Below are 13,761 nucleotides of genomic sequence, written 5' to 3'. Positions count from 1 at the left end.
TAAAAAGGTGGCTCTCTAATATGAAAGCCACCCTGTGGAGATATACGAAAGAGTTAAACCTTAAACCAGCGAGAAATATTTTCCATCTTTTGCGAGATTACCTTAAGTTTTTCAGTACTCTCACTGAGTTGTTCAAATACTTTTGTAATTCTTCTGAAATCCTCATTGAACTTTTGCAACTGTTGTGAAGAAGAAATTATCGAATTTGCAACATCATCCATGAGGCCTTCTATCTGAGCAAACGCCTGACTGTTCTCTTCTATTTGCATTCCAACTTGTGCGCTCAAACTGCCTATATTTTGAACTTTTTCTATCACTGTATAATAATTCGAGGAAAATTCTTCCTTAGCCTGCTGCAGTTTTTTGAATTTCTCACCGGAGCTTTCATACAATTGGTCAAGCTCTCTGAGGTCATTAGTGTAGGTATCAACTTCTTTCACGAGGTTCTTGGAAAGTGTGTTTATTTCAACAGATAATTTCATAACCTCATCTGCAACAACAGCAAAACCTCTACCAGCTTCTCCTGCCCTTGCTGCTTCGATTGCCGCATTTAGTGCAAGTAAATTAGTTTGTGATGCAACATTTTGTATTTTTGCTATTGATTCTTTTATTGAAGAGAACTTTTCTATAGTTCTCTGAACCGTCGTACTGAACTTTGAAAACACTTCAACGTTAGAATTGACTGAATCGTTCATTTCTTCTATTAGGGCAACGTTCTTTAATATCTCAGCCTGTGCATGTTCAATATCTTTCAATAAATCAGAGAGTTTTTCAGAAAGGTTTTGATTATTAGTCATAGAGCTATCGACTGTATTTTGAAGAGTCATGATCTTGGACTTCACATCTTCAACATTCAGAATGTAGTTTTCTACAAAATCGCTGAAATCTGAAACAGATCTTTCGAGCGTATCTCTTATGGTTGTAACCTGCTCAACTTCGGTATTCAACTCTTTTGAACTCTCTTTCATATCCTTTGCATAGTCTACAAGGTTCTCGGACAATCCCTTTAGAGAATCTATAACACGCTCAAATTCTCCAAATGTCTTAACATCAAACGATACGATTTCGCCATTTGAAAATTTCTCAATTATATCTGCGGATCTCACTATTTCTTTCGAGATATTGTTAATAAGCGGCACAGATGCAATCAAGGCAACTACTAAAATCACAAAACCTACTATCAAGTTGATTACTACAAGCCTTGCAAGGTTGAAATCAACATTTACTTTGATGTCCGGCATTTTGATTTCAGGAAGCTGAAACTTTTCAGGCTGAGGAATCTCAATCTGTGCAGTTACAACTTCTTTTCTTAGTGCAACTTCAAATGTTCCGATCTTGTCTCCCATAACGTTGAGGTCGCTTTTAACTGCAAGATATTCATCACTACCAACTTTGAATGTATATTTTTCTTCTGAGGGTTCATCGATACCAGAGACCCTTTCACCGGATTCGTTCACCCTTGTTGTCACGTAAGCCTTACCGTCCACATATACTGTTAAATCAGCATTTGTAAGCCTTTTTATATCATCAAAAAAGCTTTCTGTAAGTCTACCAGCAGATATTACAAAACCAGTAACTGTGTTGCCAAGTTGGGGGTGCATGACTGGATTTATTGAGACTATATATATTCCCTGGGAACCTTTGAAAACAAAGGAATCGGAATAGGCTGATGGAGATGACAATATTTTATTAGCCCTTTCAATAATCGACTGTGAAAACTCCAAGTCTTTATACAAAGTAGATGAAACACCAGGTGCCAATGAGTAAGCATACTCCACAAGAAACTTCTCATTTAGCTTAACAAAGGGCCTTATCTTCAACTTTGGTTCACTGGGTTCGGTTGTCCAAAGAGAAATGTAATCGAACATTGAACGTTCAACATAGTTATTGAGCAGGCTTCTTTTCAAAGCGAGGTCCAAATTCTTCTCGGCAGCAGCGTTTATAACTTCTTTCGAAGTTGCAGCTACCTTTGAAAGATTTTCAATATTAGCAACTTTGTCTTTAATAAGGTTTTCAACAACGTTCTTTATAGAATTTGCTTCTTTTTCAAGTGTACCAAGGTAAACGTTCTCAAAAGCTGCACTGACGCTTTCTTTTTGTTTCTCTACAGCTGATACCAGTTTTTCATTGTATTCATTTATGTGTCGCTCAAGTTCTTGTGAAAATGTATCGAAAAACTCTTTGAAAAGAACCTCTGGATCACCGAGCTGCTTTTTAACTTCATTTTGTATTCTAGTGCTTTCATTCGATAAATTGATAACGGTAAATAAGATTGAAATTGTTAATGGAACCGCTACCAAAAGAATTGAAAGCAAAAGCAGACGTGTTTTAATAGACATAAAATCACCAGCTTTTGGCTTATTTACACGTTGTTTATAGTCTTTCAATAACTTTCGACAGTATTTTAACTATCATTTGTCCTGTTCTGTTGGCAACTTCAAGAACTTCCTCTGCCGTTAATGGTTTTAAGTCATCAGGAACTGCACGATCCGTGATTGCTGAAATGGCAAGAACCTTTGTACCTCTGTGAGCTGCAGCAATAACCTCAGGAACAGTTGACATACCAACAGCGTCTGCCCCCATCCATCTTAGCATCCTTAGTTCAGCAGGAGTCTCAAAGTTTGGTCCGGAGACGGCAACGTAGACTCCTTCATAAACAGGTATACCAAGTTCACCAGCAACTTCTTTTGCAATTTTCCTTAACTCCTTATCATACGCATTTGACATGTCCGGGAACCTTGGGCCCCACTCTTCAATGTTTGGTCCAATCAAAGGATTGTCACCCATCATGTTTATGTGGTCAGAGATTATCATCGGTCTTCCCACTTCAAAGTCTGGATTGAGCCCTCCTGCAGCATTCGTTAAGAATAAGTACTTAACACCGAGTTCTTGAATAACCCTAACACCAAATGTTACATCTCTCATGTGGTATCCTTCGTAGTAGTGGAATCTACCATTCATGAGCACGACATTCTTACCGTTAAGTTTCCCAAATATCAACTCGCCTTTATGTCCCGGAGCCGTCGAAACCGGAAACTCAGGAACGTCTTTGTAAGATATTCTTACAGGGTTTTCAACGCTATCTGCGATACCGTGTAAACCGGATCCTAGGACTATACAAATCTCAGGAAGCTCCAATACCTTAACTTTCAAATACTCAGCAGCTTTTTTAACCCTTTCAACGTAAGCCTTTACGTCATGTACCATAACTACACCTCCACCATCTGTATTAATATGAAACAAGTGTGAGTTCAACTATATTATATACCTTATATACCGTCTCAGTAAGATACTTATCATCACAGTTCCAATGAGAAGAAGCGTAGAAATAGCATTAATTACAGGTGATATCCCAAATCTTACCATGGAAAAGATTTGCAGTGGCAATGTTGTTGAACTCGGACCAGCAACGAAAAATGTAATCACAAAGTCATCTATGGAAAGTGTGAATGCCATGAAAAATGCTGCTATTACACCTGGTAATGCGATCGGAAAGATAACTTTCCTCAATGCAATGAACTTGGTTGCACCCAAATCGTAAGATGCTTCAATGATTGATTTATCAAAGTCTTGTAGTCTTGTGAGTATTATCATCATCGTGTATGGAATGGAGAACGTCACATGTGCGATGAATATTGTGAAGAGGCTTAGTCTTAAGTGAATTGTCGCAAAAAAAACAAGCAAAGAAACGCCTATTATTATATCCGGTATTATGAAAGGTATGTAAGTAGTTGTCCAGACTATCTTCTTAAATTTCTTGTTGCCGAGATATACAGAAACCGCTCCGAAAGTACCAAGTATAACACCAATGGCACTCGATGATATACCCACAATTAAAGAATTAAAAAAAGTTCTCCAGATGTGAGCAGACGACGTGAATAGTTGTTCATACCATTTAAGGCTAAATCCTGTCCATTCGGGTGATTTTGACGAGTTAAACGAAAAAAGCACAACTATGAAAATAGGTAAGTAGAAGAAAATCATAACAGTTATCAAGATAGCTTTAGCAAAATTACCTGGCTTCACGTTTTTCACCACCGAAAATGAAAAATAGGACAGCTATTATTGTAATCGCAAGCAGAACAGAAGAAATGGCTGCAGCCGCTGGCCAGTTTCTTGCTGTTGTAAGTAATCTTGCTATTTCGTTACCGATAAGTCTTGAGTTTTTCCCACCTACAAGTTCAGGAACTGCATATGTTCCTATCGCTGGAATAAATACAAAGACAAACGCAGACACAATACCTTGACGAATATTTGGCAGCAAGACTTTAAAGAAGGTTTGTCTCCTTGTACAACCTAAATCCATAGCTGCTTCGAATATCTGTTTTTCTAATCGTTCTATTGACGAAAACAGGGGCAGAATAGCAAATGGCAGGTATGTATAAACAAGGACCAAAACTACCGCGAAATTGTTGTATATGAACTTCACGTAAGATTCAATAAATCCAAGCTTAATTAAGAATTGATTGACAAGACCATTGTTACCTAATATGAATATCCAAGCATAGATCCTAATCAGAGAATTTGTCCAGAATGGAATAATTACAAGCAGAAGTAATATATTTTTGTATTTGCTGAAAGCTAAGTAATATGCAACAGGTATCGCTATTAAAATCGATACTGCTGATGAGATAAGGGATATTAGCACAGTTCTACCAAAAACAATTAAGTAATTGAAATTTAGAATATCACGGTAACCATTCAAGGAAAAGTTGAAATTAACTCCACCTTGGTAATCCCTTTCAAGAAAACTGTAAGCTAAGATAATTATGACAGGAATCAAAAAGAACAACAGCAACCAAATCAAATATGTTAACCCATAATTTTCGTATCCTTTGAATTTGGAAGTTTTCTTAGTCAATTCTTTAATCAACTCTTTCTACCTCCACGATGAAACTATCGTCTGGATTCCAGTACATATAAACTTCGTCTTTCCACTGGATTATCTTTTCATCCAAGAGGTAACTAGCATGTTGTTTATAGACCTTTAATATATAACCACCGTCAGTTCTAACGAAATATTTCGTTTGATAGCCCATATATATCGTCTCATCAACAATCCCGTGAACGATATTTGTGTATGAATCTGCAGACAATTGCGGTTTCGAATGACTTATTCTAATTTTTTCAGGTCTCAAAGTTATCAAGACATCATCGCCAAGGTTCAATGGCTTATCCCTAAAACACACGATGTCCCCAAGTGTTGGAAATTCAACAAGTGCGTAATTTTCAGAAATGAGCTCTTTTACCGTTCCCTTCATCAAATTACTTTCACCAATGAACGTTGCTACAAATGTATCCGCTGGGCTTTCATATATTTCATATGGTGTCCCGTACTGCACAACAATGCCATTGTTCATAACGGCGACATGATCCGAAACACTGAGTGCTTCAGATTGGTCGTGCGTAACGTAAATAAACGTGATGCCTACCTTGTCATGAAGATTATCAAGTTCAATTAGCAATTCCTGTCTCAATTTTGCATCAAGTGCACTCACTGGCTCATCAAGAAGAAGTACTTTTGGTTCGTTCGCAAGTGCTCTTGCAAGTGAAACGCGCTGTTTTTGTCCTCCCGAGAGTTGTGTTGGCTTCTTTTTTGCATGTTCTTCCAATCGAGTGAGTGATAGTAGCCATTCAACTTTTTCTTTTATCTCGTTTTCAGATAATTTTTTCAATCTTAGAGGAAAAGCTATATTTTCATAAACAGTTAAGTGCGGAAAAAGTGCGTAATTTTGGAATATCGTATTCACTGGTCTCTTATTTGGTGGCAAGTGAATGATGCTTTTATCATCGAGTAGAACATCGCCATCATCCACATCTTCAAGGCCAGCGATTATTCTCAACAATGTCGTTTTACCACAGCCAGAGGGACCAAGGAGAGAAAAGAATTCATTTTCTCTGATTTCAAGGTTAATATTCTTCAATACGTGAAAATCTCCAAAGTACTTATCGACTTCGACAATGCTCACGCTACTTCCAGGCAACTCAACCACTCCCAAAAAACGTTAGATTTTCATTAATAAGCTACAAACCAAAAAGGTATAGCAGGGCGAGGAAGAAAATTATTATCAGAACAAAAGATATGGATATAAGAACATATGACCAACTGAACGCAGCAAATATATGAAAGATTGTAGTAAGAGCAAAAAAAATATTCGCATATCTCAATTTAAGCGGTATTACTTTCACGCCAATATAAGCGAGAAACAGGAATCCTAATATTATTAAGACCAATCTCATTATTTAACCTCCTTGCATTCAACATCACCTTAGGGTTATGTTTAATTCAGTAGATGAGTTCGTCCGCAGAAATGTTTAGGAACTTAACTCTCACTGTACCGTCTCTCACATACAGACAGCTCAGTGAAGCATTGTCAAGTCCAAAGTTCAGATGCAAAGGTGGAACAAGACCGAGAACTTTGGCAATTAACATCCTCAACGCAATTGCATGCGAAACAATTATAACATTTTCATTCGGATAGTGAACTATTATTTCTGACAAAACTTGGGACATCCGTTCTTGCACGCTTGCTAGAGATTCTGCCCCATCTACATTCGAATAAAGGTTTGTTCTCCATTCGTTGAATTCTTTGTGATGGTCAGTCAGTACTTGTTCAAAATTCTTCCCGTTCCACAACCTTATTTCACATTCGCGAAGTCTGTTGTCGATTTCGATCTGCCCAGTATACCCTATTTCTTCTGCGATTATCTTTGCACTTTGTAAAGCCCTTTTCATAGGACTGGAGGATATTCTCGAGACATTTTTGTTCCTTAAAAGTCTCGCAACGTTTCGCACCTGCTCGTATCCTTTTCTAGACAGCTCTGTGTCGACAACTCCCTGCCATAGTTGTTGTTCATTCCATTCAGTGCTTCCATGTCTTAAGAGATATACGTTTCCCATTCATTAACCCCTCTCGTTTTGAGCATAAATACCTTCGAGTACATTTTCAACCCTTCGGAAGTATTCGATGAAAGCTCTTTTTAGCTCATCGGTGTCTGTAATTTTCATAGCCACATTTCTAAACTCCCGTGCGTATGGCAGGTCCTTAGTATACCCTGCAATGAATTTTCTGAACTCCACAACGCCATGTGTTCCGTATTCACTGTAAAGGCCATCTATATGTTCAAAGACTGTTTTAATTCTCTCATTCAAGGACGGCTTTGCTCCAGAAAAGATCCAAGGGTTACCAATTGCACCTCTGGCAACTATAGCACCGTCCATACCATATTTCTCAGTTGCTCTTTTAAAGTCATCATGAGAATATACGTCCCCACTTATGTATAACGGAACAAGTCCAGGATTGTAGATATCCCATACAGCTTCTCCAGAGTACATCTGCTTCGCAGTTCTTCCGTGGATGAATATCGCGTCCACACCTTCGCTAACAAGTATGTCGTAAATCTTTTCAAATTCGTATTTGTCCCAACCGATACGGGTTTTAACAGTGAATCGTTTTGCAACCTTTCTCATCTCACGCACTATAATTTTTAACTTATGAAGGTCTCTTAACAAACCACTGCCTGCACCTTTTTTTACTACTTTGTTAACTGGACACCCCGCATTTAAATCAATCCACAATCCTCTTTCTTGAACAATTGAAGCTGCTTCAGATAATTCATAAGGATCCGAACCGAAGAGCTGCACGCCAACTTTGTACTTTTCATCTTCTCTTGGCAAATAAGTCTCGTTGACAGATAAATTCATAAGAATACTCTTTGCACTAATCATTTCTGTAAAAGCAAAGTGAGCGCCGCGTGCAAAACATATGCGTCTGAAGGTGTAATCCGTTATTCCAGCCATTGGAGCTAATCCAATATTTCCTGGAAGGAAACTTGCTTTCTTCACCATCTCTCTCCCTCTTCTAAATGTTGGTAAGTTTTGATGACGTCATCCTCTATTTCGGTTGGAACAAGGCCAGTTATCGATTTCCCTTCTCGTACAAATCTCCTAATATCTGATGATGAGATCTCAATAATTGGAAAGTCCAGTTCGAGTACTTTATCATATAACTCCCCGAGAACATCGTGTCCACGTTTGTAAAGCCTTCCATCGCGTGTCCTTGGATACACGGCAAGTGTTGATTTTCTCAAAAGTTCTTCATATTTAAACCACTTTTCAATATTGCCAAGTGCATCTTCCCCAATAAGAAGTATTACATTTCTATAATAATTCAAGAAGTATTCCACGTTATATATGGCGTAATTAACTCCTTCAATATGTTTTTCCAAATCGGTTATGTATAGACCTTTATATTGCGACTTAAAAACCTGAAAAGTTTTGACTGCCCATTCGAAACGTTTTTCAAATGGAACATTTATCGCTTTGTGTGGCGGATTTTTGGTTGGTAAAATATAGAAATCTGCATCGAAGTAATTGAATGCGTAATTAAAAATGACAAGATGTCCTAAATGTGGAGGGTTGAAGGAACTCCCAAAGAGAACTGCAGTATCATTCTTTGAAAGTGAATTCAACTCCCTCAATCCATACAGTATCTCCATCTTTTACACCAGCCTTTCTTAACTTATCATCAAGTCCGTTCTTTTCAAGTATTTCGAGAATATCCTCTAACATGTATTTTGCCTCTTTCTTGTACTTCTCAAGATACGCTGTTATATATTGACTTTTTACTTCGAATTCACCTTTATCATTTCTTGTGATAACGATATCAACCCTATCCGGCAACGTGATTCTAACTGGTTCTGGTTTAGCAAACTGAATCTTTTCAATATCAACTCTGTCCGTAAGTAATTTGCGACTCTCCTTAATGCGCTCCCATATGTTGAACTTAAGCTTGTCAAGGCCAATACCGACCACGGCTGAAATTGGAAGCACGTCTTTTCCCGTTGCTTTCTTAAATCTCTCGATATTTTTTAACAGTTCTTCCTCTGAAAGTAGGTCGGATTTATTCCCAACCACTATCTCTTCCTTGCTTGCCAGGTATGGGCTGAAGAACTCAAGCTCTTTTCTTATATCGTAATAATCCTGCGCTGGATCGCGCCCCTCACTACCAGCAATATCAACAACGTGAACAATTAAATTACACCTTTCTACATGTCTCAGAAAAACGTTCCCAAGTCCTTTTCCATCACTCGCACCCTTAATCAGCCCTGGAATGTCTGCTACAACAAAAGAGTTTTCGGGTTTATCAACGACAACGACTCCAAGGTTGGGTATAAGTGTTGTAAAATGATAGTTTGCTATCTTAGGTTTAGAATTGCTAATTCGTGATATTATCGAGCTTTTCCCAACATTCGGATACCCAACAAGACCTGCATCAGCGAGCAACTTGAGCTCTAGCAAAATATGTCTCTCTTCACCTGCTACACCTCTCTCAGCGATCTTAGGTGCTTGGTTTGTCGACGATTTGAAATGAGTGTTGCCTCTACCACCTTTACCGCCACGCGCAACACAGCAATATTTTTCGGGTTCGTCAAGATCAGCAATCACTTCACCTGTATCGTAATCTTTAACAACAGTGCCTACAGGAACTCTTAATATTAAATCTCGACCACTCTTTCCATCTTGCTTTTTCCGTCGACCATTTTCGCCATTTTCCGCGGTATATTTTCTTTTTTCGGTTAAATGATACAACGTTGATATTGTTGGGTCAGCAACAAGGAAGACAAAACCGCCATCTCCGCCATCTCCGCCATCTGGCCCACCGAAAGGTACGTATTTTTCTCTTCTGAAAGTAGCAGCACCATTTCCACCGTCACCGGCTTTTACGTAGAAATCTACTAAATCCACAAAACCTATCTTCTCCATACTTACACCTCTTTCTTAAACGTTTCCGTTGAATTTACCTCATGTCTCGTACTCTATTATACTATGTATTGAAAAAAATATGGACTCCCAGTCGGAGTCCTAATCAGCTGATATTAGCTATTTGGAGCCAGCGGAGGGACTCGAACCCTCAACCTGCGCATTACGAATGCGTCGCTCTACCGATTGAGCTACGCTGGCTCAAACAAACCAGTGCTAACTTAAAAAATTGGTGGCGGCGAAGGGACTCGAACCCTTGACACGATGATTATGAATCATCTGCTCTAGCCACTGAGCTACGCCGCCACTGCTTATCTCTAACAGCGGTATGATTTTACCATAGCCGTTTTGTACTGTCAAGAATCGATTTTTTCTCATCCAGATAAGCAATCCCAATCGAATTTGTGGTATAATGATTAGCTAAACCGAAATTGGCAATTCAACCATTTCGAAGGGAGGATGGGTCAATGAACACTACGAAATTTGCTAAAGTTTTGCTAACACTTCTATTTTTCTCTTTCATAGTATTCCCAACACTAAGCTTAAGTTCTGCAGATGAGTACCAGATATTTTATGGAAATTTACATGCTCACACATCGTTTTCGGACGGGAAAGGTACACCAGAAGAAGCTTATGAGCATGCTTCAAACTATGCGGATGTTCAGGCAGTCACGGATCACTGCTACTTTTTAAAAATCCCTGTCAATGGTCAGTCAAAGACATCTCTTACCCAGGAAGCGGCAAGAACTTCAACGGTGAAAGGCAAATTTGTGGGACTGCAGGGATTTGAATGGACTGCCGGTTCAGGACACATAAATGTTTACGAAACTTTAGAATTCATAAGTAGAGACGAGAAAGGTGACCTGAAAGACTTTTATGAATGGATAGTAAAGGTAAAGAAGTTGGCTCAATTTAATCATCCAGGAATGACATTTGGAAACTTCAACAATTTCTGGTTTTGGCCAGAGGCTGATAATTACGTCAATCTTGTAGAAATTGGTAATGGTAACTGGTCGAGCTCAGACATTATCTCTGAGGAAATGTACAGAAACTACATCTTAGCACTGAACAGAGGCTGGCATCTAAGCCCCACTGCAAACCAGGATAACCACAAACCAAATTGGGCAAGCGCAAACGATGGTCGAACTGGAATATTAGCTAAAGAACTCACATACGAAGATGTTATGGAGGCTCTGTGGAGCAGAAGAACATTTGCGAGTGAGGATAAAAATGTAAAGATATATTTCTACGCAAATGGTGCAGTAATGGGAAGTATCTTGAATTCATCTAAAGATAGTCAGGTCGAAATATCCGTTTTTTACTCTGATAAGAATGACCCAGTAGGAAAGATGTATATCGTCTCACAAAGCAAAACCTATGAAGTAAAGGATGTTCAGGGCAAGGACGAATTTGAGTATAGAAACTCATTCGAAATTCCTGACGGCTTCGAATGGTATTTTATCTACATCTTGCAAAAGGACGGTAACGAAATCGTCTCTGCACCAGTGTGGTTTGAAGCGGAGTCTGGTATAAGAGTTAACTACGTCAGAGTAGGTCCAGAGAAGCCAAACGTATCACAAAGTGTCAGCGTTAGTTTCGATATTTACAACACAAAAAACACCGCAGAATCAGGAAAACTAAGGATTTTAGTAGACGATTCAGAGGTCTACACCGAAGATATTTCTTTGCCATCGTATGGCATTATTTACGACAAGAGTATAGACTTAGGAAAATTCACTGAGGGTACACACAAGGTTGAGTTCTTGTTCAACGATGTTAATATCCAGTCTATTTCATTTGAAGTTTCAAAAAAGGCGGGATTTTCTATACTATTTGACAAACTTCACGAAAATGACCTTTCAGATGAATTACTCAGAGCCATACAAACACTTAGCAACGCAGGAAATATCGTGTCGTTTAGTGAAACGATGCTAAAAGACTACGATGTCGACTATGTGATCATACCAACTCCAAGTGCTGAAGGCTTGAGCTTTTTCAAGGATTTGATGCCTGACGAGATAGAATGGCTCAACAAGATGGGTGAAAAGGTTTACTTAGTAAAAGGCTCTGATGAAGAATACTTCAATATATACAAAGAAGCTCTCCCAAGTGCGAGGGTGTTTGAAAGTGCAATCGAACTTCTGAAAGCCTTCGGTATATCACAAGATTCCAAGACTATTGAACAGTTAAGAAACGTTGTATTTATTGATCAAGGGCATTCTAACGATTATTCCAAAGATAAGCTGACCCTATTTGATAAGTTCTTGAAGTCAACAGGATATGATGTACAGTACATAAACACGATAGATTCACTTGACGGAAAATATCTCATAGTTATGAACGGAAAGGGATATTCAGATGAAGAAATTAAGAATATAGTGGAGTTCGTGAGAAAAGGTGGTACATTAGTCATTACCTCAAAGAGTGATTATAGTAACGGTGGGAACACTGAGGACCTCAATTTGATTTTAGACGCTATGAACTCACCTGTAAGGTTTAACGATGATCAAGTTGTTGACGAAATTAATAATTATGGTGCAAATTATAAAGTACTTGCAGAGAACGTGAGATTTTACTCAACATGTTCGCTCTTGATATATGGAAACGCAAATATACTGATATCGTCAGAAAGCGCAAATTCAGTGGATTCAGACGGTAAAGATGATGCTCAACCTGTGGATAAGGTTGTGCTCGCTGCAAGTTTCAAATTTGGCGACGGTGAAGTAATACTCCTTGGTAAGGCTGTTTTCTCAGATTACGATTTCGAATTAAATAAGGAATTTGTTCAAAAGATTTTTCGAGGTGCTATAGAGAAATGAAGTGTCCTTTCGGAAGTTTAAATATACCCATAAAGTGAGTTCGAAGATGTTCCTGTTTGACGAAATAGGGGGCAGTAAAAGCCCCCTATTTGTTTTCGATCAATTAACGCAAGAAACAGCAGAATTTCTTTTTCGTAATCTATAGATATTACCTCATGTCAGCTTTTTGTACTCATCTAAGCATTTCCATGAGATACATGAATATTTTGTCATTTAGGAAGAAAATTTGTTCATGTCCAAAGTCAGGGTAGATTAACATCTGCTTTTTACTTTGAATCTTGTTATATGCAGCAAACTGAGTAGATGGCGGGCAGATTGTATCCATAAGTCCCGTGACCATCAGAACTTCTGCCTTAATCCATTTTGCAAGATGTTGGACATCTATGTACCCAAGTCTCGTGAATATTTCATCTTCTCTTTCATGGAGTGGATCTCTGAATCTGAAATACGTCCTGATTTCCTCGTACGCATCCTTTGCAAGGTCCATCTCCCAAACTCTCTTGTAATCACACAAGAATGGGTAAACCGAGATCACTCTTGATACATAAGGCGAGAGCGCAGCACACGCAAGAGCTAGTCCACCACCTTGCGAAAATCCCATTGCAGCGATTCTACGGCTATCTACTTCCGGCATGTTCGCAATTATTTTTGCAAGCTCTGCTGTGTCCAAGAAAATTTGTCTGTACAAGAGGTCTTCTTTTTTCCCGTCTAAACCTCTAATAATGTGTCCATGAACTGTATTTCCTTTCACCCCACCAACATCTTCAGAATAACCGTTCTGTCCTCTCACATCCATCGCGGCAACAATAAAACCAGCAGCAACCAATCCAAATTTATCACTCCAATCGCCTGAATACCAAGAATAACCGTGAAAACTCAATATCGCGGGGCAAGGTTCTTCAATCTTCTTAGGCTTTATGAGCTGTACTCTTATCCTTGCACCTTTTACCCCTGTAAAGTAGAGGTTATAGCACTCCGCATAAGGTGCTTCAATAGACGTTTCTCTCACAATTTCAACTTGTGGATCAACATCGTCCATCTCTTTCAATGCTTGTTGCCAGTATTCGTCAAAGTCTGGTGGACATGGGTTTGTTCCCATATAAGTTTTGAGCTGTTCAAGTGGCATTTCAAATACCATAACGAAAATCCCCCCTGTTTTTTTGCTCTCATTTTCCATTA

The 13,761-nt window shown here is 38.7% G+C and carries 12 protein-coding genes and 2 tRNA genes; 1 reads left to right on the top strand and 13 read right to left on the bottom strand.

Translation table 11 applies throughout. The annotated features are described in order from the left end of the window. Nucleotides 1–53 precede the first annotated feature (53 nt). From BUA11_RS02395 to BUA11_RS02340, 12 genes are all read right to left on the bottom strand, one after another. Entirely contained in the window at nucleotides 54–2,339 is a 2,286-nt protein-coding gene (locus BUA11_RS02395; protein ID WP_072757979.1) for a methyl-accepting chemotaxis protein, read from the bottom strand. Nucleotides 2,340–2,373: 34 nt separating this feature from the next. Then, nucleotides 2,374–3,207 carry a purine-nucleoside phosphorylase gene (locus BUA11_RS02390; RefSeq protein WP_072757977.1) on the bottom strand — a complete coding sequence of 278 codons (834 nt, stop codon included), beginning with the start codon at nucleotides 3,205–3,207 and terminating at the stop codon, nucleotides 2,374–2,376. A gap of 48 nt (nucleotides 3,208–3,255) precedes the next feature. Next, on the bottom strand, nucleotides 3,256–4,026 hold the full coding sequence (locus BUA11_RS02385; protein ID WP_072757975.1) for an ABC transporter permease: 771 nt from the start codon (nucleotides 4,024–4,026) through the stop codon (nucleotides 3,256–3,258). Further along, nucleotides 4,013–4,870 carry an ABC transporter permease gene (locus BUA11_RS02380; RefSeq protein ID WP_143145258.1) on the bottom strand — a complete coding sequence of 286 codons (858 nt, stop codon included), beginning with the start codon at nucleotides 4,868–4,870 and terminating at the stop codon, nucleotides 4,013–4,015. The genes BUA11_RS02385 and BUA11_RS02380 overlap by 14 nt, the downstream gene beginning before the upstream one ends. Beyond that, nucleotides 4,866–5,984, bottom strand: a complete 1,119-nt coding sequence (locus BUA11_RS02375; protein WP_072757973.1) for an ABC transporter ATP-binding protein — start codon at nucleotides 5,982–5,984, stop codon at nucleotides 4,866–4,868. Before BUA11_RS02375 ends, BUA11_RS02380 begins: the two co-directional genes overlap by 5 nt. A 40-nt stretch (nucleotides 5,985–6,024) precedes the next feature. Then, nucleotides 6,025–6,240 (bottom strand): hypothetical protein, encoded by a 216-nt coding sequence (locus BUA11_RS02370; protein ID WP_072757970.1) that lies wholly within the window; start codon nucleotides 6,238–6,240, stop codon nucleotides 6,025–6,027. A 46-nt stretch (nucleotides 6,241–6,286) separates the two neighbouring features. Further along, the gene (locus BUA11_RS02365; protein ID WP_072757968.1) at nucleotides 6,287–6,901 is read right to left on the bottom strand and encodes a histidine phosphatase family protein; all 615 of its coding nucleotides are present in this window, start codon (nucleotides 6,899–6,901) and stop codon (nucleotides 6,287–6,289) included. Between the two features lie 3 nt (nucleotides 6,902–6,904). Beyond that, on the bottom strand, nucleotides 6,905–7,849 hold the full coding sequence (locus BUA11_RS02360) for a tRNA dihydrouridine synthase (RefSeq protein ID WP_072757966.1): 945 nt from the start codon (nucleotides 7,847–7,849) through the stop codon (nucleotides 6,905–6,907). After that, nucleotides 7,843–8,499 carry a nicotinate-nicotinamide nucleotide adenylyltransferase gene (locus tag BUA11_RS02355; protein ID WP_072757964.1) on the bottom strand — a complete coding sequence of 219 codons (657 nt, stop codon included), beginning with the start codon at nucleotides 8,497–8,499 and terminating at the stop codon, nucleotides 7,843–7,845. Before BUA11_RS02355 ends, BUA11_RS02360 begins: the two co-directional genes overlap by 7 nt. Next, nucleotides 8,450–9,766: a GTPase ObgE gene (gene obgE / locus BUA11_RS02350; protein ID WP_072757962.1), complete on the bottom strand. Its 1,317-nt coding sequence runs from the start codon at nucleotides 9,764–9,766 to the stop codon at nucleotides 8,450–8,452. Before obgE ends, BUA11_RS02355 begins: the two co-directional genes overlap by 50 nt. 122 nt (nucleotides 9,767–9,888) lie before the next feature. Next, nucleotides 9,889–9,964, bottom strand: a tRNA-Thr gene (locus BUA11_RS02345). 29 nt (nucleotides 9,965–9,993) lie between these two features. Then, a tRNA-Met gene (locus BUA11_RS02340) sits at nucleotides 9,994–10,069 on the bottom strand. A gap of 161 nt (nucleotides 10,070–10,230) precedes the next feature. Here BUA11_RS02340 and BUA11_RS02335 point away from each other — a divergent pair. Continuing rightward, entirely contained in the window at nucleotides 10,231–12,582 is a 2,352-nt protein-coding gene (locus BUA11_RS02335; protein ID WP_084634318.1) for a DUF4350 domain-containing protein, read from the top strand. Nucleotides 12,583–12,754: 172 nt separating this feature from the next. On the opposite strand, the gene BUA11_RS02330 is transcribed toward BUA11_RS02335, so the two are convergent. Continuing rightward, a complete protein-coding gene (locus tag BUA11_RS02330; RefSeq protein WP_072757960.1) occupies nucleotides 12,755–13,720 on the bottom strand; it encodes an acetylxylan esterase in 966 nt (321 codons plus the stop codon). Between the last annotated feature and the right edge of the window lie 41 nt (nucleotides 13,721–13,761).

The organism is Fervidobacterium gondwanense DSM 13020 (genome assembly GCF_900143265.1).
Classification (GTDB): Bacteria; Thermotogota; Thermotogae; order Thermotogales; family Fervidobacteriaceae; genus Fervidobacterium; species Fervidobacterium gondwanense.
Note: the sequence above shows the minus strand (reverse complement) of the source record. Positions and strands in the feature narration are given on the sequence as shown.

What these genes read in the sequence shown, in the direction of transcription:
- BUA11_RS02360 (WP_072757966.1), bottom strand. Translation starts at nt 7,849, where the DNA reads ATGGTGAAGAAAGCAAGTTTCCTTCCAGGAAATATTGGATTAGCTCCA.
- BUA11_RS02335 (WP_084634318.1), top strand. Translation starts at nt 10,231, where the DNA reads ATGAACACTACGAAATTTGCTAAAGTTTTGCTAACACTTCTATTTTTC.
- BUA11_RS02355 (WP_072757964.1), bottom strand. Translation starts at nt 8,499, where the DNA reads ATGGAGATACTGTATGGATTGAGGGAGTTGAATTCACTTTCAAAGAAT.
- BUA11_RS02330 (WP_072757960.1), bottom strand. Translation starts at nt 13,720, where the DNA reads ATGGTATTTGAAATGCCACTTGAACAGCTCAAAACTTATATGGGAACA.
- BUA11_RS02365 (WP_072757968.1), bottom strand. Translation starts at nt 6,901, where the DNA reads ATGGGAAACGTATATCTCTTAAGACATGGAAGCACTGAATGGAATGAA.
- BUA11_RS02395 (WP_072757979.1), bottom strand. Translation starts at nt 2,339, where the DNA reads ATGTCTATTAAAACACGTCTGCTTTTGCTTTCAATTCTTTTGGTAGCG.
- BUA11_RS02390 (WP_072757977.1), bottom strand. Translation starts at nt 3,207, where the DNA reads ATGGTACATGACGTAAAGGCTTACGTTGAAAGGGTTAAAAAAGCTGCT.
- obgE (WP_072757962.1), bottom strand. Translation starts at nt 9,766, where the DNA reads ATGGAGAAGATAGGTTTTGTGGATTTAGTAGATTTCTACGTAAAAGCC.
- BUA11_RS02370 (WP_072757970.1), bottom strand. Translation starts at nt 6,240, where the DNA reads ATGAGATTGGTCTTAATAATATTAGGATTCCTGTTTCTCGCTTATATT.